Genomic DNA, 25,472 nt, shown 5'->3' with positions numbered 1-25,472 from the left:
GGGCACTCAGAGCGGTAGCAGGTCCGGACGCTTGGCCGAGACGGCGTCGCCCGACGACTCGCCGCGCAGCCGCCGCCCGATCCACGGCACCAGATATTCGCGCGCCCAGTGGATGTCGTCGCGCCGCACTTCGAGGGTGCCCCGCGGCGGCAACGGGGGCCACGGCTGATCGGGGTCGGCCGGCACGTCGAGCCCGAGCACCTGGGCGGCGCGCAGCGCGACCCGGGTGTGCCCCTCGGCGGAGAGGTGCAGCCGGTCGCCGTCCCAGGCCCGCCGGTCCTGAACGGACTTGAGCGACCACAGGTCGAGCACCGGGCAGTCGTAGCGGTCCGCGATGGCCCGCACATGCCCGTTGTACGTCGCGATCTTGCCGCGCAGATGGCGCAGGAGCGCGACGCCCCGGGTGTCGAAGCCCGTGGTCACCATGACGGTGCCGACCGCCGGCTTCAGGTCGGCCAGCGCCCGCTCGAAGCGTTCGGCCACCTCGTCGGGGTCGGTGCCGGGGCGGATGATGTCGTTGCCGCCGGCGCAGAAGCTCACCAGGTCGGGGGCGAGTTCCTTGGCCCTCGGCACCTGGTCCTCGACGATCTGGTCGAGGAGCTTGCCGCGCACCGCGAGGTTGGCATAGCGGAAGGAGCCCTCCGGCCGCCGGTCGGCGAGGAGCACCGCGAAGCGGTCCGCCCAGCCGACGAACGTCCCGTCCGGGCCGGGGTCGCCGACGCCTTCCGTGAAGCTGTCTCCGATCGCCGTGTACGACCCGAACGTGCCGTTGCTGAATGATCTCGAATCGTCTGCCACGAGGGCTTATCCTCCTCCAACGCACGTGACCTACGCCACCGTAGGGAGGGGTTGACGGGTGGTGATATAGACCACCCGGTCAGTTTCCCGGGACCGGGAATAGCCCCCGGCCGGCCCACAACTGCCGTACCGTAAGCGGCCCTTCACAGCTTCGGCTCCGCGAACAACGGCTCAGGTGCTTGACCTCGACCGGACTTGAGGTCACAGGCTGAGCGGCATGCCGAACGACATCGCGACTTCCCTGCCCACTCCCCCGGCCCCCTCCGCCACGCTGCCCGTCACCTCCGACACCGATACCGATACGGATGCCGACACCTACGCCGACACTGACGCCGGCACCGATACGGGCGCCGACGCCCACACCGACGCTGATGCCGGCACCGGCACCGGCGCCCACACCGACGCTGACGCCGCCACCGGCGCCCGCATCGACACCGAGGTGAGCCCGCCTCCGCGCCCGTTCTCCGATGGAGCGCTCGACGAGCTGGCCGCGAACCTCGCCGACGGGGCGGAGGTCGTCGGCGCGGGCGAGTCCACCCGCTTCTCCCGGGAGACCTTCGGCGTCCGCGACGCGCTCCTGCGCCGGCTGGTCGTCCGGCACGGCTTCCGGGCGCTTGCCGTGCAGGACAGCGCCGGCATCGGCGCCGAACTCGACCGGTATGTGCACGGCGGGCCGGGCACGGCCGCCTCGGCGCTCGCCGACGCGTGGCGGCCCTGGCGCACCGAGGAGATGGCCGGGACGCTGGAGTGGATCCGCGCGTTCAACCGGAGCCACCCCGAGAACCCCGTACGGATCTTCGGGGTGAAGCCGGTGCAGGCGCGGCCCGCGGACTACGACGCCGTCCTGGACCACGTCCGCGAGCACGCCCCGGCGCTGCCGGCCCGGGCCGCCTCCCACCTGGATCCGATCCGCACCGCCCACCGGAGCGACGAGCATGTGCAGCGCGCGCGGGGCACCCATCCCGGTCGCCCCTTCGCCGACCACGCCCGGGACGCGCTGGAGCTCGTCCACTCACTGCCCGAGACCACCGGGCACGAGGACGTTGTGGCGAGGATGCGTCTGATCGTGGACTTCCACGAGCGCAGTGTGGCCGGCCGGGGCAGCTTCGCGGGCGAGCCCGAGACGCAGGCGGACGCCATCGCCGGCTTCCGGGAGCGGACCGGCCTGCGCGTCGTCTACTGGGACGGCATCGCGCATACGGCGGCTGCGCGCACGGGACTTGGCATGGCGCCCGGAAGCGAGCACGGGTCCACCGTGGGCAGCGCCCTGCGCGGACGCCTCGGCATCGGGTACGCCTCCTTGGCGATCGGCTTCCACCACGGGGACCTCGGCACGGTCGCGGTTCCGCACCCGGCCCCGGATACCGTCGATGCCAGGCTGGGCGCGGTGGATCTGCCCGCCCACTGGCTCGATCTGCGGGGTGACACCGCTCGCCGCGACTGGGCCGGCCCGGCGAAGCTCCGCGTCATCAGCGGCGTCTACGATCCCTCGCGCGACGCCCTCGAACACCTCACCGTCGGCTCCCTCACCGACGCCTTCGACGTACTGGTCCACATCCGCGAGGCGTCCGCGGTGCGCCGGCTGCCGTGACGGGTGCAGGGTCGAGGTGCTGCGACGGCGGCCGGGGCACGAGGTCGGGTACGGGGCATCGAGGTGCTGCGCGGGCGGCAGGGGACGGCTGGAGGGGCCGCCGCGATGCGACGGCCCCTCCCCCTCACGGGTGGGTGGAACGGTGGATCAGCCGGTGAAGGCCGCCGTGCCGTTCGGGGTGCCGAGGCCGGTCGGGCCGTCGTAGCCGGAGCCCGCCGTGCACAGGTAGCTGCCGCAGCTGCCGTTGGCGCCGGAGGTCACGTCGTTGAGGGCGGAGGTGTGGGCGTAGGGGAAGGAGGAGGGAGTGGAGTTCGCGCTCGGGGTGCCGGCGAGTGCGTACACGCCGGCGATGATGGGTGAGGAGGCGCTGGTGCCGCCGTACACATTCCAGCCGCTCGCCTGGTAGCTGTCGTACACGGCGAGGCCGGTGGCCGGGTCGGCGACCGCGGAGACGTCGGCGACGGTCCGCTTGGCGCAGCCGGTGTCCTTCTGCCAGGACGGCTTCGCCTCGTAGGCGGAGCAGCCCGAACCGGCACCGTCACCACCGCCGTTGGAGCCCCAGACCGACTCGGACCAGCCGCGCGTGCTGCTGTCCTGCTTCAGGGAGGTGCCGCCGACCGCGGTGACGTAGGGGGAGGCGGCCGGGTACTCGACGCCGTAGCCGCTGTCACCGGAGGAGACGGTGATGGCGACGCCGGGGTGGTTGAAGTACTTGCCGTCGGCGGCCGTGTCGCTGGCGTCCTCCGAGCCGCCGTAGCTGTTGGAGACGTACTTGGCGCCCATGGTGACCGCGCGGTTCACGGCGGTCCCGAGGTCGTCCATGTTCGCGGAGTTGGCCTCGACGAGCAGGATGTGGCACTGCGGGCACACCGCGCTGACCATGTCGACGTCGAGCGAGATCTCACCGGCCCAACCCGAGTCCGCCGTCGGGTAGTTGGTGCCACCGTTCTGGTCGGCCTTCTTGAAACACCCGTTCGCGGTGGTACACGCCGGCAGACCGTACTGCGACCGGTAGGTGGCCAGATCGGATTCCGCGCTCGGGTCGTCCTGCGCGTCGACGATCGCCACGGTCGCACCGGCGCCGCCGGAGGGCAGGTTGTACGCCTTCTGGAGATCCGCGGGGCCGAGACCGGAGGGGGCGGCGTCGGCGGTGACACCTCTGTGGTGCTTGACGTCCGTACGTTCCAGCGCGAGGCAGTGCATCACGCCGGGCTTCGCCTGCGTGGCACACAACTGCTTGACGTCGGATGCGGGGGCGGCGGCCTGCTGGGCGCCGGCCGACGGAGCCGCGGCGAGCAGCCCACCCGTGACGAGCGCGAGAAGGGAGAGCAGCGCGGATGCGGTGCCGGCGGATCGTTGTCCGAACCGGGAGGTTCGTATGTGGTGCACGGTTCTTCCTCCATGGGGGGATCGTCCGGACCTGGGACGGACCGGACGCGAAGAAACGCCAGGTGCATGACAAATTGACGTTTGGAGAGTGCCACCACGGCGAGTGGGGGCAGTCATGAACGTACCTACAGGCACCACTGGTTGACAGGCGCCCCATGGCAAAGGCTTCCTCCCGACTCTGTGGTGACGTGCGCCTCGGGTGACGAAGCGGTGAAGAGATCACACCGGAAGCGGTAGGCCTCTTGCCTGCGCCGGGGAGTGGGGCCCGCCAACCCGGGGGGTCGGCCTTGGGTGCGGCCGCGGGTCGGAGGTGACCCCGGACGCGGAAGCCCCCGGCCCGGCCCCGGCGGCCCCCGCAACCGTGCGACACCAGTGCGGGGCGCGGGGTGATGGTTGCCCTGGAAACGCTTGTCGTATCGTCGGGAGACGCGCAGGCCCGCGCCGCCAGGATCGACGTTCAGGAGTCCCCGTGACCCAAGAGATTCCGCAGGCCCCCTCGACCGAGCCCGAGCTGTCGGGGGTGCGCAACTTCCGTGATGTGGGCGGGTTGCCGACCGTCGACGGCCTGCGGGTGCGCGGCGGGCGGCTCTTCCGCAGCGGCCACCTCGCCCACGCCACCGCGGCGGACGCCGCCTTCCTCGCCACGCTCGGGCTGCACACCGTCTTCGACTTCCGCAACGCCGGGGACCAGAAGCTGGAGGGGCCCGACATCGCACTGCCAGGCGTGCGCAACGTCAACATTCCGCTGACGGATCCGGCCGACGGGGCCGAGTTCTGGAAGATGGTCCGCGAGGGCGACCTCGACGAGCTGCGGTCCGCGCTCTCGGGGACCAAGGGCGCGGACCGGATGATCGCGTCGTACCGCGAGGTCGTGACCCAGCGCACCGCCGAGCACAGCCGGGTTCTGCACGCGCTCGCCGAGGACAGCGTGCCCGCCCTGATGCACTGCGCCGCGGGCAAGGACCGGGCCGGCATCTCCATAGCCGTGGCCCTGCTCGCGGTCGGCGTGGAGCGCGACGCCATCGAGGCCGACTACCTCAAGTCCAACGCCCCGCACCGCCGTTACGCGGTGCGCCGCACCAGCTCGTCGGCCGACGCGATGTCGCCCGAGGTGATGGAGCTGCTCAGCCCCCTCTTCGACGCGCGCGCCGACTATCTGCACGCCGCCTTCGACACCATCGGGACGACCTGGGGATCGACCGATCACTACTTCCGCGACGCCCTGAAGCTCACGGACGAGACCCGCGAGAAGCTGCGCGGGCGGCTGCTGGAAGGCTCCGTCTGAGCCGTCGGCCCCTGCACCTGCCGCTCACGGGCTGCTTGCCGGCCGCGGGCTACTTGCCGGCCGCGGGTTACTTGCCGCCCACCTCGAACAGCAGATAGAGGAAGCCCGCGAAGATGTGTCCGGCGATGAGGTAGGCGAAGAGGCGTACGACAAGCCCCCTCGGGAACTTGGTCTCGGCGGTCTCTTCGATGTTCTTGCGGGGCGACACCACGGTGGGAGCGCTCTCGGGCTCGGACATGTCGGTCCCGTCCTCTCAGCTGTGCGGGTGGTGCGGATGCGGATCAGGGCTCTGCAGCAGGGTGTGCACGAAGAGGAACTCGGCTCCGCCGTGCGAGGCGGCGGAGATCCGGTGCGGGGTCAGCGAGTCGAAGTGCGCGCTGTCGCCCGGGTCGAGTTCATGGGTGGCCTCTCCCAGGCTCAGCCGGAGCCGCCCGGTCAGGACGTAGAGCCACTCCTCACCCGGGTGCACCCGTACGAGCTCCTGCTGGGTGCCGTACGGGACCTCGACACGCAGCGTCTGCATGGCGCGGCCCGGTCCGCCGGTCTGGCGGTACGTCCAGCCGTCGGCCTCGCGCGGCGCCGCGCGGCCGGCCCGGATGACGGGCTCGCGCTCCGCCGGCATCTCGCCGAGCAGCTCCGAGACCGTCGTACCGTAGATACGGGCCAGCGCGAGGAGCATCGGCAGCGACGGCTGGCGTGCGCCCGTCTCCAGGCGGGACAGGTGGGCCGGCGAGAGTCCGGCCCGCTGCGCGGCGGCCTCCAGGATGAGTCCGCGTCGGCGGCGCAGTTCGCGCAGCCGGGGTGCGACGCCCGGGAGAGCGGCGATATCGTCGCCAGGAGTGCTCATGCACTCCATTCAGGCAGGCGCTTGCCTCAGAGGCAAACTTTTTGCCTCTGAGGCAAAACCACGAACCCTTCAGGTGCCGGTCAGCGGTTGGCTCAGGTGCCGGTCAGCGGTTGGCGACCGCCTGCTTCACCAGGGTCCGGCCGAAGTCCCACATCAGTCCGCCGCCGGCGTGGGCGTCGTCCATGACGGCGGTGAACGCCTCGACGAACCGGTCGACCTCGCGCTCGGTGACGGTCAGCGGCGGGATCAGCTTGATCACTTCCAGGTGGTCGCCCGAGACCTGGGTGAGGATCCGGTGCTTCTGGAGCAGCGGCACGACCACCATCTGAGCGAACAGTCCCTTGCGGGCGGCCTGGAGCATCGTCCAGCGGCTGCGCAGCTTGAGCGAGGACGGCCGGCCGAACTCGATGCCGATCATGAGCCCACGTCCTCGTACGTCCGAGAGCAGCTCATAGCGGTCGGTCAGGGCGGCGAGCCGGGTGCGCAGCAGATCACCGGTGACGCGCGCGTTCTCGACGATCCCCTCCTGCTCCATCACCGACAGGACGGCGAGCCCGGCCGCCATCGCCTGGGCGTTGGAGCCGAAGCTCGCCGAGTGCACCAGGACGCGGTCCATCGACGAGTAGACCTTCTTGAAGATCCACTCCTTGCCGAGGGTGGCGCCGACCGGAACATAGCCGCCTGAGAGCGCTTTCGCGACGCACACCAGGTCCGGCTCGACGCCCGCCTCGTGCTGGTAGGCGTAGAAGTCGCCGGTGCGGCCCAGGCCGGTCTGCACCTCGTCGGCGATGAGCAGCGCCTTGTGCCGGTGCAGCAGCTCCTGCGCTGCGAGCAGATAGCCGGGCGGCGCCGCGTGGACGCCCTTGCCCTGGATCGGCTCGACGATGAGGGCTGCGACGTCGCCCCGCTTCAACTCCCTTTCCAGCGCGGCCAGATCACCGAGCGGCACCGCCGTGTCGGGCAGCAGCGGCGCGAAGCCGTCGCGGAAGCCGGACTCGCCGTTCACCGAGAGCGAGCCGGTCGTCAGGCCGTGGAAGGCGTGCGAGCAGTAGAGGACCCTGGGCCTGCCGGTGGCGTAGCGGGCGAATTTGAGAGCGGTTTCAACGGCCTCGGTGCCGCTGTTGCCGAAGAAGACCCGGTCCAGGTGCGGGCTGTGCGCGAGGAGCTTCTCGGCGAGCAGGCCGGGCAGCGGCTGGCAGTCGAAGCGGGTCAGGTCCGCGAGCGAGGCGTCCAGGACGTCGTGCAGCGCCTTGCGCACCACGGGGTGGTGGCGGCCGAGACCCATGACGCCGAACCCGGCGAGCATGTCGAGGTAGTCGTTGCCCTCGCTGTCCCAGAAGTACGCGCCCTCGGCCCGCTCGTAGACCTTGTCGAAGCCGATGGTGTGCAGCATCCGGGGAAGCTGGTGGTTGAGGTACTTGGTGTGCAGTTCGTAGCGCTCTCCCCCGCGCTCGGCGAGAAGCCGCGCCAGGTCGAAGGCCTTGCCCTGCGGGGCCGCCGCCTCGGTGTCCGGGACGGGGAAGCCCTTGCCCGGGGAGGTCGCCTCCGTGTCCGGCACCGGGGCACCCGTGCCCCGCGAGGTCGCCTCCGTGTCCGGCACCGGGAAGCTCTCGCCCCGCGAGGTCGCCTCCGTGTCCGGTGCTGATGCGAAGGCCTGCGGATCGCCGTCGGTCATGCGTCGTTCTCCTTCCCGGCCGCCGCGGCGGCTTCCTCCGTGGCCGCGAGCGCGGCGCCGATCCGTCCCGCGATCTCCACCGGGGTCAGCCCGATGTCGGCCAGCACCTCGTCGCGCTTGGCGTGCGCGAGAAACTGGTCGGGGATGCCGAAGCCGCGCAGCGGCACATCCACACCGGCATCCCGCAGGGCCTGTCCGACGGCCCAACCGACGCCGCCGGTACGGACGTTGTCCTCCACCACCGCGACCAGGCGGTGCGCCGCGGCGAGCGGGGCGAGCTCTTCGTCGACGGGTTTGACCCAGCACGGGTCGACCACCGTGCAGGTGATGCCGCGCCCGGCGAGCAGCTCGGCCGCCTGGAGACAGACGGGGGCGAGCACGCCGACCGCGACCATCAGCACATCGGCGTCCTCGTCCCGGCGCAGTACGTCCATGCCGCCGAGCCGGGCCAGCGCCGGGATGTCGGGGCCGGCCGACTCCTTGGGGAAGCGCAACACCGTGGGTGCGTCCGTCACCTCGACGGCTTCGCGCAATTGCGCTCTCAGCCGGCCGGCGTCGCGCGGCGCGGCGATCCTGAGACCGGGCACGACCTGGAGCATCGACAGGTCCCACATCCCGTTGTGGGAGGGACCGTCGACGCCGGTCACGCCGGCCCGGTCCAGGACGAACGTCACTCCGCACCGGTGCAGCGCGACATCCATGAGCACCTGGTCGAAGGCCCGGTTGAGGAAGGTCGCGTACACGGCGACGACCGGGTGCAGGCCGCCGGTGGCGAGCCCGGCCGCACTCACCGCGGCATGCTGTTCGGCGATCCCGACGTCCCACACCCGCTCCGGGAAGCGCTCGGCGAACGGACCGAGGCCCGTGGGGTGCAGCATGGCGGCGGTGACGGCGACGATGTCGGGCCGTTCGGCGCCGAGCACGACCATCTCCTCGCCGAACACCGCGGTCCAGGAAGGCCCGTTGGACGGTGTGAGCGGCGCGCAGGTCAGCGGGTCCATCGCGCCGACCGTGTGGAAACGGTCGGCTTCGTCGTCGAGGGCCGGCTGGTAGCCGCGGCCCTTCTCGGTCAGGCAGTGCACGAGGACCGGCCCGTGGAAGCACTGCGCGCGGCGCAGCGCCGACTCGACGGCCTCGGTGTCGTGTCCGTCGATCGGGCCGAGGTACTTCAGGCCGAGGTCCTCGAACATGCCCTGCGGTGCGAACGCGTCCTTGAAGCCCTTCTTCGCCCCGTGCAGCGACCCGTAGAGCGGCTGCCCCACGACGGGCGTCTGCTGGAGCACCTCCTTGCCCCAGGCCAGGACCCGCTCGTAGCCGTCGGTGGTGCGCAGGGTCGCGAGGTGCCCGGCGAGACCGCCGATGGTCGGCCCGTAGGAGCGCTCGTTGTCGTTGACCACGATGATCAGCGGGCGGTCACGGGCGGCAGCGATGTTGTTGAGCGCCTCCCAGGCCATGCCCCCGGTGAGCGCGCCGTCCCCGATGACGGCGACGACGTGGCTCTTCCCGCCGAGCACCTCGTTGGCTTTGGCGAGGCCGTCGGCCCAGCCGAGCACGGTGGAGGCGTGGCTGTTCTCGATGACGTCGTGCTCGGACTCGGCGCGCGACGGGTAGCCGGAGAGGCCGCCCTTGGTGCGCAGCTTCGAGAAGTCCTGCCGCCCGGTGAGGAGCTTGTGTACGTAGCTCTGGTGGCCGGTGTCCCACAGGATGCGGTCGGCCGGGGAGTCGAAGGCCCGGTGCAGGGCGATGGAAAGCTCGACCACGCCCAGGTTGGGCCCCAGGTGGCCCCCGGTGCGGGCTACGCCGGCGATGAGGAACTCCCTGATCTCCAGGGCGAGTTGGCCCAGGTCGGCCTGGTCGAGCGCTTGCAGGTCGTGCGGCCCCCGGATGTTCTCCAAGATCGTCACGTTCGGGCCCCCTCCTGTGGATCCTGTTCAGCTCACGATCGTCCTCGGGTGCGCTCGACGGCCGCCGGCCGAGGGCGCGGCGAGTCCCGGGCTGGGCTCGACGGCCGCCGGGTCTGCGGCATGGCGAGCCCTCGGCCGGGCTCGCCGGCACCGCCGGGCCGGCGACGCGGCGAGCCCCGAAGAGACCGGCTCTCCGGGGCTCACGACGTCACGCGCGGTTGGCCTGGATGGTCTCGCGGACCGCCCTGAGCGACTCCTTCAGGGACCCCATGGTGGCGAGCACGGCGGTCGGCTCGTAGCCGCAGTGCGCCATGCAGTTCGCGCACCGGTCGTCCTTGCCGCGGCCGTACTTGTCCCAGTCGGTCTCCTCGACCAGCTCACGGTAGGTCGGCACGTACCCGTCGCTCATCAGGTAGCAGGGACGCTGCCAGCCGAAGAGCGAGTAGTTGGGGATCGCCCACGCGGTGCAGGGGAAGTCGGCCTTGCCCTCCAGGAAGTCCAGGAAGAGCGGCGAGTGGTTGAGCCGCCAGCGGGCGCGGTTGCCGCCGGAGAAGGCCTTCTTGAAGAGCTCCCGGGTCTGCTCGACCCCCAGGAAGTGCTCCTGGTCGGGCGCCTTCTCGTAGGCGTAGGCGGGCGAGATCATCATCTCGTCGACCTTGAGGTCGTCATTGAGGAAGTTGAGCACCTCGATGATGGTCTGCGGGGTGTCGGTGTTGAAGAAGGTCGAGTTGGTGGTGACCCGGAAGCCCTGCCGCTTGGCCTCCTTGATCGCCTCGACCGCCTCGTCGAACACCCCCTCCTTCGCCACCGACTCGTCGTGCCGCTCGCGCAGCCCGTCGATGTGCACGGCGAACGCGAAGTACGGCGACGGCGTGAACTTCTCCAGCTTCTTGCGCATGAGGAGCGCATTGGTGCACAGGAAGACGTACTTCTTCTTGGCCACCAACTGGCGCACGATCTCATCGATCTGAGGGTGCATCAGCGGCTCGCCGCCGGCGATGGACACCATCGGGGCACCGGATTCCAGGACGGCGCCCACGGCCTGGGCCACCGGCATCCGCTGCTTCAGGATCCCGGCCGGATGCTGGATCTTGCCACAGCCCTCACATTTCAGGTTGCAGGCGAAAAGCGGTTCCAGCTCGACGATCAGCGGGAACTTGTCACGCTTGCGCAACTTCTGTTCAAAAAGATAGGTCCCGACCCTGATGGACTGACGAAGCGGCATGGCCATCTGGCTCACCTCCTGGGGAGCAGCAAAGAACGGTGCCATTCAAAGAAAGCGGGAAGAACGGCACGAAGAACGCGGAAGGCTGATATTCCACCGCGTACCGTGCCAATTCGGACGAGTTCATGTTCTGGAGCGTCCACGACCACTCGGACGGCCGCAACCGGACGCGGTCCGGTCTGCCGGGCGGCCCACAGCGTGGCGGCGGACTCCATGTCCACCGCGATCGCCCCGGTCGCCCTCAGATCGGCCCGCTCAGGTCCGCGTACGACGTGGTCGGAGCCCGCGAGCGGGCCGGTGTGGACCGTACGGCCCGGCAGCGCCTCGGTGAGTGCCCTGGCGAGCACCTCGATGGAGCTGCACACGGTGGTGCCCCGCGGATCGCGGGTTTCCTCGGCGACGACCAGGTCCCCGGGGTGCATCCCGGGGACGAGGCCGGCGCAGAAGCCTGAGGCGATGACCGCGGCGTCCTGGGTGGCGGCCGCGCTCAGCGTGCGTCGGAGAGCGCGTTCGGCCGCCATGGGGCCCATGCCGCTGCGGACCACCGTGACCGGGGCCGCCGCGCCGCGGGCGCCGCGCAGCGCGAGCCGCTCGATGGTGAGCGCGCACGCGATCACCAGCGGAACGGGCCGCGGGGCCTGGGGTGTGTCCATCAACCCCCCTTGGCCGCGTGGAGGGAGAACGGTTCTCCGTGGAGATAGCGGCCGAGCGCGGTCAGCGGGAAGACCTGCCGGTAGAGGTGGTAGTTGATCGAGAAGTCCCAGGGGAACCCGGTTCCGGTGAAATACGGCTCGTCCCAGGAGCCGTCCTCGCGCTGGTTCTCGGCGAGCCAGGCGATGCCGCGCTCGGTGGCCTTCTTGTCCCGCTCCCCCGCCGCGAGGAGCGCGAGCAGCGCCCAGGCGGTCTGCGAGGCGGTCGAGGGCCCGCGGCCCACCCATTCGGTCTCGCCGTAGGAGCGCAGGTCCTCGCCCCAGCCGCCGTCGTCGTTCTGCACGGACTCCAGCCAGCTCACCGCGCGGCGGATCGCGGGGTGCGATACGGGGATGCCGGCGGCGGTCAGTGCGGGCACCACCGACCCTGTGCCGTATACGTAGTTGACGCCCCAGCGCCCGAACCAGGCACCGCACGGCTCCTGTTCGGCGAGGAGCCACTCGATGCCGCGCCGGGTGCGCGGATCGTGGGCCTTGCCTTCGTGGGCGAGCATCTCCACGACGTGGGCGGTGACGTCGGCCGACGGCGGGTCGATGACCTCACCGAAGTCGCAGAACGGCAGCCGGTTGGGGAAGGCGCTGGTGTTGTCCGCGTCGAACGCGGCCCAGGCGCCGTTCTTCGACTGCATCCCGAGAGTCCAGCGCGCCCCGCGTTCGACGGCCGCGTCCACCCTCTCCTGCTGAGGGTGCTTGACGCGGCGCAGCGCCAGGATCACCTCGGCGGTGTCGTCGATGTCCGGGTAGTTGTCGTTGTGGAACTCGAACGCCCAGCCGCCCGGCTCCAGTTGGGGCCTGCGCACCTTCCAGTCGCCGGGCCGGGTGATCTCCTCGGCGAGCATCCAGTCGGCCGCCTTGACCAGCGCGGGGTGGTCGGCCGGCACGCCCGCGTCGGCGAGCGCGATGGCCGCCAGGCAGGTGTCCCACACCGGGGACTGGCAGGCCTCGACCATCCGGGCACCGTCCTCGCGCCACACCGCGAACCGGTCGAGCGAGGCGAGTCCGGCCCGCATCACCGGATGGTCGAGGTCGTAGCCGAGCAGATGCAGGGCGATCACCGAGTACACGGCGGGGGGCTGGATGCCGCCCCAGCAGCCGTCGTTCTCCTGGCGCTCCACGATCCAGCGGGCGGCGCTGCGCATCGCCGCCCGGCGCAGCGTGCGGGGCGCCACCCTGCGGTAGGCGTGCAGCACCTTGTCGAGCCGCTGGAACGCTCCGCTCCAACTCGCCACGGACGCAAGGGGCTTGGGAGGGTTGGGCCGGGCGGCATCGGTGTGCAGCTCGTCGAGCGCGAAGGGCGCGGGGCGCACCGGGCGCTTGGCCGACACCACGGTGAGCGGCACGATGGTCTGCCGGGCCCAGCAGCCGAAGTCGTAGATGTTGAGCGGGACCCACGGCGGCAGGAAGATCAGCTCGGGCGGCAGCTCGGGCAGGTCGTCCCACTTCCACCAGCCGAACAGGGCCAGCCAGATCCGGGTGAACACCCGGGCGGAGGCGATCCCGCCCCTGGCCCTGATCCAGGCGGAGGCGCGGGCCATGTGCGGGTCCTCGGGCCGGTCGCCGGCGAGCCTGAGGGCCACGTACGCCTCGATGGTGGCGGACAGTTCGCCGGGCCCGCCGTAGAAGGTGGCCCAGGTGCCGTCGTCACGCTGCTCGCCCCGGATGAACAGGGCCGCCGCCCGCAGCGTCCGTTCGTCCTGGATTCCGAGGAACTGACGCAGCAGCAGGTCCTCGGCGTCCATGGTGACGTTGGTTTCCAGGTCGCCCTTCCACCAGCCATCGGCGTCCTGTCTCGCCAACAGGTGCGCAACGCCGCGATCCGTTGCCAGCCGGGCGGCGTCGAGCACCTCGTGCGCGCCGGGGGCCGTCCCGGCGGTCGTACTGGCCGCGGCTGCCCGGGGCTGGGTGGCCCCGGCGCTTCCGTCGGTCGTCGCTGTCATGGCTTCCCCTTAGTGCAGTGGCTACTTCTGCTGTGCTGGGGTCTCCGTCGGAGCGAGCCCGGTTGCCCGGGCCCCTCCGGCGACTGCGAGTCATATGCGAATGGCAATCATCTCTTTCGTACGACGACGAAGTCGGCCAGCGCGGTGAGCTGGGCTCGGACGAGTTCCGGCATGTCGACGCGGCGGAGCGCCTCGATCGCGACGGTGTGCTGCCTGCGGGCCTCCTGGGAGGTCCACTCGCGGCCGCCGGCCTCCTCGATCAGGGCCGCCCGGGTGGCGAACTCCGCCTCGGAGAAGCTGTCGAAGTCGTTGCTCTTGGCGTCGGCGGCGAGCAGCTCGGCGAGGCGGGTGGAGGCCGGGCCGCCCGCGGCGAGCGCGGCGACGACCGGCAGTGACTTCTTGCGCTGGCGCAGGTCGCTCCAGGTCTGCTTGCCGGTGGCGTCCGGGTCGCCCCAGATGCCGAGGAGGTCGTCGACGGCCTGGAAGGCGAGGCCGAGGTGGTAGCCGTACGCCTCCAGGGTGTCGGCGGTCTTGTCGTCGGCGCCGCCGAGGACCGCGCCGATCGAGCAGGCGCAGGCGAGCAGAGCGCCCGTCTTGTTGCCCTCCATCTCCAGGCACTCCTCGACGGTGACCCGCTCGCGGTGCTCGTAGGAGATGTCCTGGGCCTGACCGTCGATCAACTTCAGTGTGGCGCTGGTGAGTCGGCGGGTCGCGCGGCCCGCTTCGACGGTGCCGAGCTCCAGGAGGACCTCGTTGGCGAGGGCGAACAGGGCGTCGCCGACGAGGATCGCCTGCGCGGGGCCGTGCACCTTCCACACCGTGTCGCGGTGGCGGCGCTGCTCGTCGCCGTCCATGAGGTCGTCGTGCAGAAGCGAGAAGTTGTGGACGAGCTCGACGGCGACCGCGCCGGGCACGCCGACCTCGGCGGCGGCGCCGGCCGCCTCCGCGGAGAGCAGGGCCAGCGCGGGCCGTACGGCCTTGCCGCCGTCACCGGTCGAGGGGCGGCCCTGGGCGTCGATCCACCCGAAGTGATAGGCGGCGACGGTGTCCATGGGAGCCGCGAGCCGGTCGACGGCCGCCCGCAGCTCCGGAGTCGACAGCGCGCGCCCCCGCTCCAGCAGGGCGGTGACGTCCACGGTGTCCACAGCCGGATTCGCCGAAGCCGAAGGCACAGTCGGCACAGTCTCTCCTCTTGTTCCAGTACTGCTAACAGTCATGCCGCCTCCTGAAGCGGATGAACGTGGGGGCGGCCCAGAGCGGCGAGCGCGGCGCCGGCGGCGCTGAATCCGCTGCGTACGGCGCCTTCCATGGTCGCGGGCCAGCCGGTCGCGGTCCACGCGCCGGCCAGGTACAGGCCGTCCGCGCGGGTCCGTGCCGACGGCCGCAGCCGGCCGACGCCGGGGGTGGGGGCGAACGTCGCTGTCCGCTCCCGGGTGACGAAGAAGTCGAGGATCCCGGCGCCGCGCGCCGCGGGCAACAGCTTTTCCAGCTCGGGCAGGTAGCGGGCGCGCAGTTCGGCCACGGGCAGCTCGATCTCGTCGCCTGCGTTCGACTGCGAAAGCGCCAGGTACTGGCCTTCTCCGGTGAGCCCCGATGAGTCCGTACGGTCGAAGACCCACTGCACCGGGGTGCCGAGCGCCGCGAAGAAGGGCTGTGGCAGCACTTTACGGTCGTAGACGACGTGCACGTTGAGGATGGGCGCGGTCCCGATGGAGAGCAGCTTGTCCGGCTCGTCGAGGGCGCCGTCGGGCAGCAGGTCGTACGTCTCCTTCTGCGCTGTGGCGAGCACGACGACCTCGGCGTCGAGCGTCTCGCCGCTCAGCGTCACCTGCCAACCGCCGTTGTCCGTACGGGAGATGGCCTCGGCCTTGGTGCGCGTCTCCACCCGTACGCCCGCCGCGTCGAGCGCCTTGCGGGCGAGGGTGTCGTGGAGGTCGCCGAGCGGTACGCGGGCCCACCCGATGTCGGCGGCGCCCGCCTCGGAGAGCAGGCCGGTCTTGAAGACCATGGCGGCGAGCCCGAGCGAGGCGTGCGGGGCGGTGGCGTTGAGGGTGGCCACGCCCACCAGGTCCCACAGCGCCTCGATGGTTCGCTCGGACTGGCCGTGCCGGCTGAGCCAGCTCGCGAAGTCCACGCCGTCCAGGGCCGGGTCGGCGGGGTCGAGCTTCTTCAGGGCGAGCGCGGCACGTCCGACGGAGGCGCGCTCGGCGAGCGAGAGGTGCGGGTAGGTCGCCAGGCTCCGCGCCAGGTGCAGCGGCACCGGCAGCGCGTCGCGGCGCAGCCGGCCGAGCCGGGGGCCCCTGGGGTGCGCCACGTCGAGGACGGGCACGTCCAACTTGGCCTGGACGGGGGCGAGTTCGGCGCCGCCGACCCGGTCGAGGAACCAGCGGTAGGCGGTGCAGCAGCGCAGATAGACGTGCTGGCCGTTGTCGACGGTCAGGTTGCCGCGCCGGAAGGAGAACGCGAGGCCGCCCAGGCGCGGCCTGCCCTCGGCGAGGGTCACGTCCAGGCCCGCGTCGGCGAGTTCGAGCGCCGCGGTGATGCCGGCGAGGCCGCCGCCGACGACCACGGCGCGCTGGGGCCGGGTGCCGTTCATACGTCCTCCCCTCGGAACGTCCGGGCCGCGCCGGTGGGGTGCGTATGGCGCGCCGATGCCGTCAGGGACGCGGCGGTGTGCCCACAGGTTGCACGCAGGGCCCGTGTCATGACGCTCGGCCCTTCGTCGGGGTACGCGTGGTGCATCAGGCGCGCCTCCTGGCGCTCTGGCGGGACACGTACCGGGTGTCGAGCCCGGAGAGGCCGCGGACGGCGACGTACGCCTTTTCGCGGCCGGGCAGCGAGACCCGGCCGCGGAGCACGGCCTCGGGGTCGCGTTCGATGCGGTCGAGCAGGCGGCGGTAGATGCCGGCCATCGCGGCGACGCAGGCGCCGCTGCGCCGGTCCAGCATGGGCAGCAGCCGGTAGCCCTCGGCGAACAGGGCGCGGGCGCGCCGCACTTCGAAGTGGACGAGGCCGGCGAAGTCGGAGCCGGGGGGCGGCAGCGGGCCGTCGAACCCGGTCGAGCAGCCGAACTTGGCGAGGTCGTCGGCGGGCAGGTAGGTCCGTCCGGTGCCGGCGTCCTCGCGAACGTCCCTGAGGATGTTGGTGAGTTGGAGCGCGAGCCCCAGCGTGTCGGCGTACTCGGCGGCGCGCTCGCTGCCGGGCGCGCCGGGCTGCGTACCGAACACGCCGAGCGAGAGCCGGCCGATGGCGCCGGCGACGCAGCGGCAGTAGGCCTTCAGGTCGTCCCAGGTCTCGTACGTCTCGCCGTGCACATCCATCAGGACGCCGTCGATGAGTTCGTCGAGGCCGCCGAGCGGGATCGGGAAGCGGCGTGCCGCGTCCGCGAGGGCCACCGCCACGGGGTCGGTGTCGTCCTCGTCGACCGCGCCGTCCCGGATCCGCCCGAGCAGCGCCCGGGTCTCTTCGAGCCGCGTCCGCTTGGCGTCCTCGGCCAGCGTGCCGTCACCGATGTCGTCGACCCGGCGCGAGAACGCGTACAGCGCCGACATCGCCTGCCGCTTGTCGGCCGGCAGCAGCCGGATGCCGTATGCGAAGTTGCGCGCCTGCTGCCCGGTCACGGCCTCGCAGTAGCTGTATGCGGCCTGTACCGGTGCGGACACGGGTGCCTGTGCCTCCACTGTCCGGCTCACCCCTCTCTACGCGCTGTTCGCAAGACGGCTCCCACCTCGCGCACCAGCCTTGCCTTGGTGGGCTTGGGCGGCCCCGGAAGTACGTCGTGGCCGGCGGCAGCCACCGCGTCGAGCGCGGCACGGCCTCCGGCCACGAATCCGGCCAGCAGTAGCTTGAGTCTGCCGTGGACGCTACCCACCAGGGGGGTGCCTTCATTCAGCAACGACCCGGCGCGTTCCGCTTCGAACGCGACCAGGGCGCGCACCGAAGCGCTCCCCCGGGGGGCGGCCAGATCGGCCTGTGTGACATGGAAACGTGCCATGTCCTCGGCCGGCAGATAGATCCGGTCGCGGCCGAGGTCCTCCTTCACGTCCTGGAGGTGTTCGACGATCTGCAACGCGGTGCAGATCGCGTCGGAGCGGCGGATCCGCTCCGGGCTCGCAGTGCCGGTGATGGCGAGGACGAGCCGCCCCACGGGATTGGCGGAGAGCTCGCAGTACGCGACCAAGTCCTCGTACGTCTCGTAGCGGCGCACCCGCTGGTCCTGGCGGTTGGCCTCGATGAGGCCGAGGAAGGGCTCGGGGGTGAGCGCGCGGCGGCGCACGGTCGGCTGGAGCGCCCGCAGGAGCGGGTGGTGCGGGACGCCCTCGAAGACCCGGTTCAGGTCCGTCTCGAAGGCGTCGAGCAGGGCGAGCCGGTCGTCGGCGTCGGCGGGGGCCACGCCGAGGTGGCGGGCGTCGGCGCCGCCGGGGGCGAGGTCGCCGTCGCCGATGTCGTCGACGAGGCGGGCGAAGCCGTAGATCGCCATCAGGTCGTCGCGCCAGGCGCGCGGCAGGAAGAAGGGGGCCACGGGGAAGTTCTCGTCGGCGGCCTTGTCGAGGGTGGCGCGCGCGGAGGGCACGGAGGGCGCGGAGGGTCCGGGGCGCACATCCCGGCCTTGGGTCACCGGGTACCGCCCGGGGCGGGAACGGCGGCCGTCCCTGGGAGCTGGAGATCTTCCGTAGCCATGGCCGTCACATCTCCCGTTCTACACCGCCGACCCAAAACATCCTATTTCGGACACGCCGCCTGACCTCCCCGGACGGGGCGTCCCGTCGCGCGAGGAGCCCGGGGCGTATTACCCCACTTGCCGCGAATCAGCACCGGTACAGCTTACGTTGTACAACGGCCGCCGACACGCGGGGGTGTTGCGAGCATTACAAGAACACTCCGATCGGGCCCAACTTTCTCCGCATACTGGCAACTTGACGGGATCTTGACTGCCGGACCACACCCTAGGACGCACAAGCCCCCGCCGGGGTTGATCGACAGGGGCTCGTTCTCCGCGGCGGCGCCGGGTGACTGAGCGTCAGCGGCCGGACTCCTTCTGGTACGCCTTGACGACCTCGTCGGTCGGCCCGTCCATGAGGAGCTCGCCGCGCTCCAGCCACAGCACCCGGTCGCAGGTGTCCCGGATGGAGCCGATGCTGTGGCTCACCAGGAAGACGGTGCCCGCGTGCTTGCGCAGCTCGCGGATCCGTTCCTCGGAGCGGATCTGGAACTGACGGTCACCGGTGGCGAGCGCCTCGTCGATCATGAGGACGTCGTGGTCCTTGGCCGCGGCGATGGAGAACCGCAGCCGGGCCGCCATGCCGGAGGAGTAGGTCCGCATCGGCAGGGAGATGAAGTCGCCCTTGTCGTTGATGCCGGAGAAGTCGACGATCTCCTCGTAGCGCTCCTTGACCTCCTCGCGCGACATGCCCATGGCCAGGCCGCCGAGGATGACGTTGCGCTCGCCGGTGAGGTCGTTCATCAGCGCCGCGTTCACGCCGAGCAGCGAGGGCTGGCCGTCGGTGTAGACGCGCCCGCTCTCGGGCGGCAGCAGGCCGGCGATGGCCCGCAGCAGCGTCGACTTGCCGGAACCGTTGGAGCCGATCAGGCCGATCGCCTCGCCGCGGTACGCGGTGAACGAGACGCCCTTGACGGCGTGCACCCGGCGCATGCCACGCGAGGTGCCGCCGGTCTTGTCCTTCTTGACGATGCGGCTCAGGGCCGCGGTGGCGCTGCCCCTTCCGCCGCCGCCACCGTTGACGGTGTACACGATGTGCACGTCGTCGCAGATGACGGTGGGAATCCGCGCGTCCTCGACCGCCACGCGGTCCTTGATGTCCTCAGCCACGGCCATAGCGCTCCTCAGCCTTCCAGAAGTACACGAATCCCAGGGCGCCCACGACGACGGCCCAGCCCGTCGCCAGGGCCCAGACGTGCGGGGGCAGGGACTTGCCGCCGTACCCGTCCAGCAGGGCGTACCGCGCCAGATCCATGTAGACCGCCGCGGGGTTGATCTGCAGCACGTGCTTGAGCCAGCCCGGCTTGTCGTGGAGCACGGCGGTGATGCTGAACATCACGCCGGACGAATACATCCACGTACGCATGATGAACGGCATCAGCTGCGCGAGGTCGGGTGTCTTCGCGCCGAGCCGCGCGAAGATCAGCGCGAGCCCGGTGTTGAAGACGAACTGCAGCGCGAGCACCGGAACGATCAGGATCCACGTCATGCCCGGTGCGAAGCCGGATGCGACCACGACGATCATCAGGACGATCATCGAGAACAGCAGCTGCTGGAGCTGCTGCAGCGCGAAGGAGATGGGCAGCGAGGCGCGCGGGAAGTGCAGCGCCCGCACCAGGCCCAGGTTGCCCGAGATCGCCCGTACGCCCGCCATCAGCGAGTTCTGCGTGAACGTGAACAGGAACACGCCGGTCACCAGGAACGGGATGAAGACATTGTTGGGAATGCCCTTCCTCGTTCCCATCAGCACGCCGAAGATGAAGTAGTAGACCAGCGCGTTCAGCAGGGGCGTCGCCACCTGCCAGATCTGGCCGAGCTTCGCCTCGCTGTACTGGGCGGTGAGCTTGGCCGAGGAGAACGACAGGATGAAGTGGCGCCGGCCCCAGAGCTGCTTGATGTAAGCGGTGAGCCCGGGCCGGGCACCGCTCACCGACAGCCCGTGCCGGGCGGCAAGGTCCGCCGGGGACAGGGTTGTGTCACTCACAAGTGGAAACTTTCGTGTGCAGGAAGTACGCCCGATGGTCTCAGAGCCGAGGCTCTCAGATGACGGGGGGACGGCCCAGCCGGGTGAGCTTCACGACCGTACGCCACTTCATGGGACGGCGCGGTCCGCACGGCGTCGTCCAGCCCTCCTTGAACCCGCCGAACCAGGCCTTCAGGGCCGGGCCCGAGGGCTTGCGCGCCAGGGTGAGGAGCAGCCAGACCCCGAGGTAGACCGGGACCAGGAGCGCCGGCAGGTTGCGCCGGGCGAGCCAGACCCGGTTGCGGGCCACCATCCGGTGGTAGACCGCGTGCCGGGACGGGGCGGTCGTCGGGTGGTTGAGGACCATGTCCGCGCGGTAGTCGATCATCCAGCCGGCGTCCAGGGCCCGCCAGGCGAGGTCGGTCTCCTCGTGCGCGTAGAAGAACTCGTCGGGCAGACCGCCGACCTCGGCGAAGACCCGGGTCCGCACGGCGTTGGCGCCGCCGAGGAAGGTCGTCACGCGCGAGGAGCGCATCGGGTCGGCGGCGCGCAGCCTCGGGACGTGGCGGCGCTGGGTGGCACCGGTCTCCGGGTCGGCGATGCGGAAGCTGATGATGCCGAGCTCCGGGTCGGCCGCGAAGGCCTGGCGGCACAGTTCGGCGGTGTCCTGATGGGCGAGGAGGCCGTCGTCGTCGAGGAAGAGCAGGATGTCCATCTCGGCGCCCGAGGGGCCGAAGGCCTCGATGCCGACGTTGCGGCCGCCCGGGATGCCCAGGTTCTCCGGCAGTTCTACGGTGCGTACGCCCTCGGGGACGTCCGGCACGGGGGCGCCGTTGCCGACCACGGCGACCTCGACCCGGTCGCCGTCCTGCTTGGCCACCGAGTCGAGCAGGGCGCGCAGTTCTGCGGGGCGGTTGCCCATGGTGATGATCACCGCGCCGACCTTCAGGGGGCCGCCCTGCACCGGGGCGCTCACTTCAGCCTGCTGGAGGCGAGGACGGACACCAGGTGCAGCAGCGTCTGAAGGAGCGCGATGCCCGCGAGCACCGCGACGCCCAGACGCGAGAAGTACAGGTCGCCGCGGATCTGGTCCAGGACGGCGAGGACCAGAATCAGCAGGGACGCCTCGATGCCGAGGACGAGCCGGTGGAACTTGAGCGCGGCGGCGGCCCTGCGGGCGAGCGCCATGCCGGACGAGCGCGGGGTGGCGGCCGCGTCCTTGACCTGCGGGAGCCCGGCCTGGTGGCGGGCGACGCCGACCAGGTCCGTCTCGGCCTTGATCAGGATCGCGCCGAGCGCGGCGAGCGTGCCGAGGAAGGCCCACAGCCAGTCGATGCGGCCGTGGCCCCACAGATCGGCGGCGCGCAGGCCGAAGCCGACCAGGACCGCGGCGTCGCACAGGTAGGCGCCGACCCGGTCGAGGTAGACGCCGGAGAGCGAGAACTGCTTCTTCCAGCGGGCCACTTCGCCGTCGACACAGTCGAGCAGCAGATAGCCCTGGACGGCGATGACGCCGAGGACGGCGCCCCACACCCCCGGCACGAGCAGGGCCGGAGCGGCGAGGACACCGCTGAGGGTCATCAGATAGGTCAGCTGGTTCGGCGTGACCTTGGTGGTGACCAGGACGCGGGTGATGCGCAGCGAGATCTCGCGCATGTAGAGGCGGCCGCCCCAGTGCTCGCCGCTGACCCGGTCCTTCACACCCGCCGGGTGCACGACCGGACGGAGCTCAGCTACGGATGGTCTTGGCATAGTCGGCGTACGCGTCCCTGATCTGGTCGGTGGACAGGTCGAGGTGTTCGAGGATGGTGTAGCGGCCGGGGCGGGTCTGCGGGGCGAACTCGACGGCCTGGACGAACTCGTCCACGCTGAAGCCGATTCCCTCCGGGGTGACCGGCAGCCGGTGCCGCTGGAGCACGCTCGCCATCAGCGCGGACTCCTCCACCGCGCCGCGCAGGTGCATGGCGAAGGCGGCGCCGAGGCCCACTTGTTCGCCGTGGCTCGCGGCCCGCTTGGGGAAGAGGAGGTCGAAGGCGTGGTTGATCTCGTGGCAGGCGCCCGACGCGGGGCGCGAGTCACCGGAGATCGACATGGAGATGCCCGTGAGGACCAGGCCCTCGGCGAGCACTTGGAGAAAGCCGTCGTCACCGACGCCGCCGGGATGGCGCAGCACCGCCTCGCCGGCCTGGCGGGCCATGGCCGCGGCGAGACCGTCGATGGACTCGCCGGTCTCCCGGTTCGACAGCTCCCAGTCCGCGATGCAGGAGATGTTCGAGATGGCGTCGCCGATGCCCGACCGCACGAAGCGGGCGGGAGCCTCGCGGATGACGTCCAGGTCGATGACGACGGCGATCGGCGTGGGCACCCCGTAGGAGCCGCGGCCCGCGTCGTTGTCGAGCGTGGCGACCGGCGAGCAGAGGCCGTCGTGCGCCAGGTTGGTCGGGACGGCGACCAGGGGGAGACCGATGCGCGCCGCGGCGTACTTGGCGCAGTCGATGATCTTGCCGCCGCCGAGTCCGACGACGGCGTCGTAGTGCCCCGACTTCATCGCGTCGGCGAGCTTGATGGCGTCATCGAGCGTGCCGCCGCCGACTTCGTACCAGTCGGCGCCGGGCAGTGCCGGAGCGATCCGCTCGCGCAGCACCGCCCCGGAGCCGCCGCTGATGGCCACCGCGAGCTTGCCCGACGCCGAGATGCGCTGATCGGCGAGGACGCACGCCAGATCGTCCAGCGCCCCGGCCCGGATGTCGACGACGACCGGCGACGGAATCAGTCGCGTCAGTACTGGCACGCGATCTCACGGCCCTTCGCCAGGTCGTCGTGGTTGTCGATCTCGACCCACGACACCTCGCCGATGGGGGCCACGTCGACGGTGAAGCCGCGGTTGACGAGCTCCTGGTAGCCGTCCTCGTAGTAGAGGTCGGGGTCGCGCTCGAAGGTGGTCTTCAGGGCGTCGGCGAGCTCTTCGGCGGCCTCGGCCTCGATGAGCGTGACACCGATGTACTCGCCGGTGGCGGTCGCCGGGTCCATCAGCTTGGTGATGCGCTGAACGCCCTTGCCCTCGGCGGTGATGACCTTCATCTCCTCGTCGGCGAGGGACTTCACCGTGTCGAGCGCGAGGATGATCTTCTGGCCCTGGCCGCGGGCGGCCAGCAGGGTCTTCTCGACGGAGACGGGGTGGACCGTGTCGCCGTTGGCGAGGATCACACCGCGCTTGAGGACCTCACGCGCGCACCACAGGGAGTAGGCGTTGTTCCACTCCTCGGCCTTGTCGTTGTCGATCAGCGTGATCGTGACGCCGTACGTGGCCTCCAGGGCCTCCTTGCGCGCGTACACGGCCTCCTTGCGGTAGCCGACCACGATGGCGACTTCGGTGAGGCCGACCTCGGCGAAGTTCTTCAGCGCGATGTCCAGGACGGTGGTGTCACCGTCGACAGGCACGAGGGCCTTCGGGAGCGTGTCGGTGTAGGGGCGCAGACGGCGTCCGGCACCGGCTGCCAGTACGAGGCCAATCATGCTGTTTCTCCTTCGTCATGTACGGCAGGTGCTCCGGAGGACACCCAGAAGCGGATGGACTCCACGAGCACCACGAGCGCGATGACCGCCGCAAGGGCGGTGAGCGCCAGGGTGAAGTCTGTGTCTCGCGTGGCGAGGACGGCGGCGAGCACGGTCACCACGAGCGTGCGGCCTTCCTGGCCGCCGATCACCCGCACCAGCCACTGCGGCGGCGCGCCGGAGCCGCCCTTGATGCGGTAGACCGTGTCGTAGTGATGGTAGGCGACCGCTGATACGAGTCCGAAAGCCGCGGGAAGGGCCCCGTTCACGTCCGAGCGGGCCGCCAGGATCAGGACCGTGCAGTATTCGGCCACCCGGAAGAGTGGCGGTACGAGCCAGTCGAGGGCGCCCTTGAGGGGGCCGGAGACGGCGAGCCCGGACAGGACCGCGTAGAGCACGGCGGCGCCGATCACCAGGCCGCTGCCGACGGGCAGCGTCAGAGCGGCGGCGATCAGTACGGCGGCGCCGAGGCCTGCGACGACGGGGGCGGCCGGGATCCGGGGCGCCTTCGCCGCGACGAGCTGCGCGAGCGGCCCGCTGTCGGCGAGCTCGGCAAGGGCCCGGGCGGCGCGGTCGGTGCGGGTGGCGCGGCGGGTCAGGGAGCGCAGGACGCGGCCCGCGGTCGTGTAGCAGGCGGCGAAGGCACAGCCGATGAGCAGCGCGTAGAAGACGATCCGGGGCGTGGTGGCCGCGGTCAGGATCGCGATCATGGCCCAGCGCTCACCGATGGGCAGCACGATCATGCGCCGCACCCACACCGTCCAGCCGACCGAGTCGAGCTTGTCGGAGAGGGCCGCGGTGGGGCTGGTGTTGGCGGACGCGTCGTGATTGGCCTCGTTGAAGGAGAAGTCCACGACGTGCCGGCAGGTCTGGAGGACCATCGCGCCGAGCGCGAGCGCCCACACGTCGTCACCACCCCGGGCGGCGCCGAGGGCGAGGCCGGCGTAGTACGCGTACTCCTTGGCGCGGTCGAACGTCGCGTCGAGCCAGGCGCCCATCGTCGAGTACTGGAGCGAGTAGCGGGCGAGCTGCCCGTCGGTGCAGTCCAGGACGAAGGAGAGGATCAGCAGGACGCCGGCCGCGACATAGCCGCCGCGCGTCCCGGTCGCCGCGCAGCCGGCCGCGATCAGGGCGGTGATCAGCGAGGCCGTGGTGACCTGGTTGGGGGTGAGCCCCCGGCGGGCGCACCAGCGGGCGACGTAACGGGAGTAGGGGCTGATGAAGTGGGTGGTGAAGAAGCCGTCGCGGGACTTGACCGCGTTGCGAAGGCGTACGGCCTCGTCGTCGACGGCGGCGACAGCGCGGGCCGCGTCGGCCGCCCCTTCGTCGTCGGCCGGGACGGTCGCGACGAGCGAGCCGAGCTCGGGGCGGTGCACCGCGACGCCGTCCGTCTCGATGGCCGCGGCCACGTCGTCGGTGAGGACGGAGGCGATGCGGACCGGAGTCGTGGGGACCGCGGCGGCGTCGGCCACGGCGCGGGCGAGCGCCGGCCGGGCCTCGGCCTGCACGGCGAGCGCGCCCGGGACACAGGCCGCGGGGAAGCGCGGGTCGGTCAGCGCGAGCCGCAGCGCGTGGAGGTGCCCGACGAACCGCGGGTCCACCAGGGCGACGCGCTCACCGGCCGGCACCTGGCCGACCAGGCGGGGCAGCTCGTCGGGGAGCAGGACTTCTCGTACGTCGAATCCCAGTGCGCGCAGATCGGGTCCGAGCTGCGATCCGGGTACCGGCGGACCGGTAAGGATGGCGGTCGACAGACGAATCCACTCCTTGCGACTGACATGGCTGAAGTCCGACGGCCCGGCCCGGCAGGGGGCGGGCGGCACGTCGGCAGAGGCTATCGGATGCACGGAAGCGGAAATTCACTGGCCGTTCA

Annotated in this window: 22 protein-coding genes; 2 read left to right on the top strand and 20 right to left on the bottom strand. The window is 71.2% G+C overall.

Annotated features, from left to right (window positions below; genetic code table 11):
• Nucleotides 1–6: 6 nt before the first annotated feature.
• Nucleotides 7–798 carry an SGNH/GDSL hydrolase family protein gene (locus AB0D31_RS12945; RefSeq protein ID WP_362721050.1) on the bottom strand — a complete coding sequence of 264 codons (792 nt, stop codon included), beginning with the start codon at nt 796–798 and terminating at the stop codon, nt 7–9.
• A gap of 217 nt (nt 799–1,015) precedes the next feature.
• Between AB0D31_RS12945 and AB0D31_RS12940 the strand changes: the two genes are divergently transcribed.
• Complete coding sequence (locus AB0D31_RS12940; RefSeq protein ID WP_362721047.1) at nt 1,016–2,389, top strand: erythromycin esterase family protein; 1,374 nt, start codon at nt 1,016–1,018, stop codon at nt 2,387–2,389.
• A 147-nt stretch (nt 2,390–2,536) separates the two neighbouring features.
• Here the strand turns inward: AB0D31_RS12940 and AB0D31_RS12935 are convergent, their stop codons facing one another.
• Nucleotides 2,537–3,778, bottom strand: coding sequence for a S53 family peptidase (locus tag AB0D31_RS12935; protein ID WP_362721044.1), 1,242 nt, complete (start codon nt 3,776–3,778; stop codon nt 2,537–2,539).
• Nucleotides 3,779–4,247: 469 nt separating this feature from the next.
• On the opposite strand from AB0D31_RS12935, the gene AB0D31_RS12930 reads away from it, so the two are divergent.
• Entirely contained in the window at nt 4,248–5,063 is an 816-nt protein-coding gene (locus AB0D31_RS12930; RefSeq protein ID WP_362721041.1) for a tyrosine-protein phosphatase, read from the top strand.
• 67 nt (nt 5,064–5,130) lie between these two features.
• Here the strand turns inward: AB0D31_RS12930 and AB0D31_RS12925 are convergent, their stop codons facing one another.
• From AB0D31_RS12925 to AB0D31_RS12840, 18 genes are all read right to left on the bottom strand, one after another.
• Nucleotides 5,131–5,301: a DUF6126 family protein gene (locus AB0D31_RS12925; protein ID WP_362721038.1), complete on the bottom strand. Its 171-nt coding sequence runs from the start codon at nt 5,299–5,301 to the stop codon at nt 5,131–5,133.
• 15 nt (nt 5,302–5,316) lie between these two features.
• On the bottom strand, nt 5,317–5,910 hold the full coding sequence (locus AB0D31_RS12920; RefSeq protein ID WP_362721035.1) for a helix-turn-helix domain-containing protein: 594 nt from the start codon (nt 5,908–5,910) through the stop codon (nt 5,317–5,319).
• Between the two features lie 103 nt (nt 5,911–6,013).
• Nucleotides 6,014–7,585, bottom strand: a complete 1,572-nt coding sequence (locus tag AB0D31_RS12915) for an aspartate aminotransferase family protein (protein WP_362721032.1) — start codon at nt 7,583–7,585, stop codon at nt 6,014–6,016.
• Complete coding sequence (gene dxs, locus AB0D31_RS12910) at nt 7,582–9,489, bottom strand: 1-deoxy-D-xylulose-5-phosphate synthase (RefSeq protein ID WP_362721030.1); 1,908 nt, start codon at nt 9,487–9,489, stop codon at nt 7,582–7,584. Before dxs ends, AB0D31_RS12915 begins: the two co-directional genes overlap by 4 nt.
• Nucleotides 9,490–9,697: 208 nt before the next feature.
• A complete protein-coding gene (gene hpnH / locus AB0D31_RS12905; protein ID WP_362721027.1) occupies nt 9,698–10,720 on the bottom strand; it encodes an adenosyl-hopene transferase HpnH in 1,023 nt (340 codons plus the stop codon).
• Nucleotides 10,721–10,725: 5 nt separating this feature from the next.
• Nucleotides 10,726–11,367, bottom strand: a complete 642-nt coding sequence (locus AB0D31_RS12900; protein WP_362721024.1) for a 1-hydroxy-2-methyl-2-butenyl 4-diphosphate reductase — start codon at nt 11,365–11,367, stop codon at nt 10,726–10,728.
• The gene (shc, locus tag AB0D31_RS12895; RefSeq protein ID WP_362721021.1) at nt 11,367–13,361 is read right to left on the bottom strand and encodes a squalene--hopene cyclase; all 1,995 of its coding nucleotides are present in this window, start codon (nt 13,359–13,361) and stop codon (nt 11,367–11,369) included. The genes AB0D31_RS12900 and shc overlap by 1 nt, the downstream gene beginning before the upstream one ends.
• 107 nt (nt 13,362–13,468) lie before the next feature.
• Nucleotides 13,469–14,578, bottom strand: a complete 1,110-nt coding sequence (locus AB0D31_RS12890; protein ID WP_362721019.1) for a polyprenyl synthetase family protein — start codon at nt 14,576–14,578, stop codon at nt 13,469–13,471.
• The gene (gene hpnE, locus AB0D31_RS12885) at nt 14,575–15,957 is read right to left on the bottom strand and encodes a hydroxysqualene dehydroxylase HpnE (protein WP_362721016.1); all 1,383 of its coding nucleotides are present in this window, start codon (nt 15,955–15,957) and stop codon (nt 14,575–14,577) included. Before hpnE ends, AB0D31_RS12890 begins: the two co-directional genes overlap by 4 nt.
• A 145-nt stretch (nt 15,958–16,102) precedes the next feature.
• Entirely contained in the window at nt 16,103–17,053 is a 951-nt protein-coding gene (hpnD, locus tag AB0D31_RS12880; protein WP_362721013.1) for a presqualene diphosphate synthase HpnD, read from the bottom strand.
• Nucleotides 17,050–17,934: a squalene synthase HpnC gene (hpnC, locus tag AB0D31_RS12875; RefSeq protein ID WP_362721010.1), complete on the bottom strand. Its 885-nt coding sequence runs from the start codon at nt 17,932–17,934 to the stop codon at nt 17,050–17,052. The genes hpnD and hpnC overlap by 4 nt, the downstream gene beginning before the upstream one ends.
• A 447-nt stretch (nt 17,935–18,381) precedes the next feature.
• Nucleotides 18,382–19,197 carry an ABC transporter ATP-binding protein gene (locus AB0D31_RS12870; RefSeq protein ID WP_362721007.1) on the bottom strand — a complete coding sequence of 272 codons (816 nt, stop codon included), beginning with the start codon at nt 19,195–19,197 and terminating at the stop codon, nt 18,382–18,384.
• Nucleotides 19,184–20,065, bottom strand: coding sequence for an ABC transporter permease (locus AB0D31_RS12865; protein WP_362721004.1), 882 nt, complete (start codon nt 20,063–20,065; stop codon nt 19,184–19,186). Before AB0D31_RS12865 ends, AB0D31_RS12870 begins: the two co-directional genes overlap by 14 nt.
• Before the next feature lie 55 nt (nt 20,066–20,120).
• Nucleotides 20,121–20,966 carry a glycosyltransferase gene (locus tag AB0D31_RS12860; protein WP_362721105.1) on the bottom strand — a complete coding sequence of 282 codons (846 nt, stop codon included), beginning with the start codon at nt 20,964–20,966 and terminating at the stop codon, nt 20,121–20,123.
• A gap of 50 nt (nt 20,967–21,016) precedes the next feature.
• Nucleotides 21,017–21,796: a CDP-alcohol phosphatidyltransferase family protein gene (locus AB0D31_RS12855; RefSeq protein ID WP_362721001.1), complete on the bottom strand. Its 780-nt coding sequence runs from the start codon at nt 21,794–21,796 to the stop codon at nt 21,017–21,019.
• Entirely contained in the window at nt 21,774–22,835 is a 1,062-nt protein-coding gene (locus tag AB0D31_RS12850) for an iron-containing alcohol dehydrogenase family protein (RefSeq protein ID WP_362720998.1), read from the bottom strand. The genes AB0D31_RS12855 and AB0D31_RS12850 overlap by 23 nt, the downstream gene beginning before the upstream one ends.
• Nucleotides 22,823–23,560 carry a phosphocholine cytidylyltransferase family protein gene (locus AB0D31_RS12845; protein WP_362720995.1) on the bottom strand — a complete coding sequence of 246 codons (738 nt, stop codon included), beginning with the start codon at nt 23,558–23,560 and terminating at the stop codon, nt 22,823–22,825. The genes AB0D31_RS12850 and AB0D31_RS12845 overlap by 13 nt, the downstream gene beginning before the upstream one ends.
• Nucleotides 23,557–25,353, bottom strand: coding sequence for a DUF5941 domain-containing protein (locus AB0D31_RS12840; protein ID WP_362721102.1), 1,797 nt, complete (start codon nt 25,351–25,353; stop codon nt 23,557–23,559). Before AB0D31_RS12840 ends, AB0D31_RS12845 begins: the two co-directional genes overlap by 4 nt.
• Nucleotides 25,354–25,472 lie beyond the last annotated feature (119 nt).

The sequence above is a fragment of the Streptomyces sp. NPDC048361 genome (assembly GCF_040651795.1).
Classification (GTDB): Bacteria; Actinomycetota; Actinomycetes; order Streptomycetales; family Streptomycetaceae; genus Streptomyces.
This window is presented reverse-complemented; position numbering and strand designations above follow the sequence as displayed.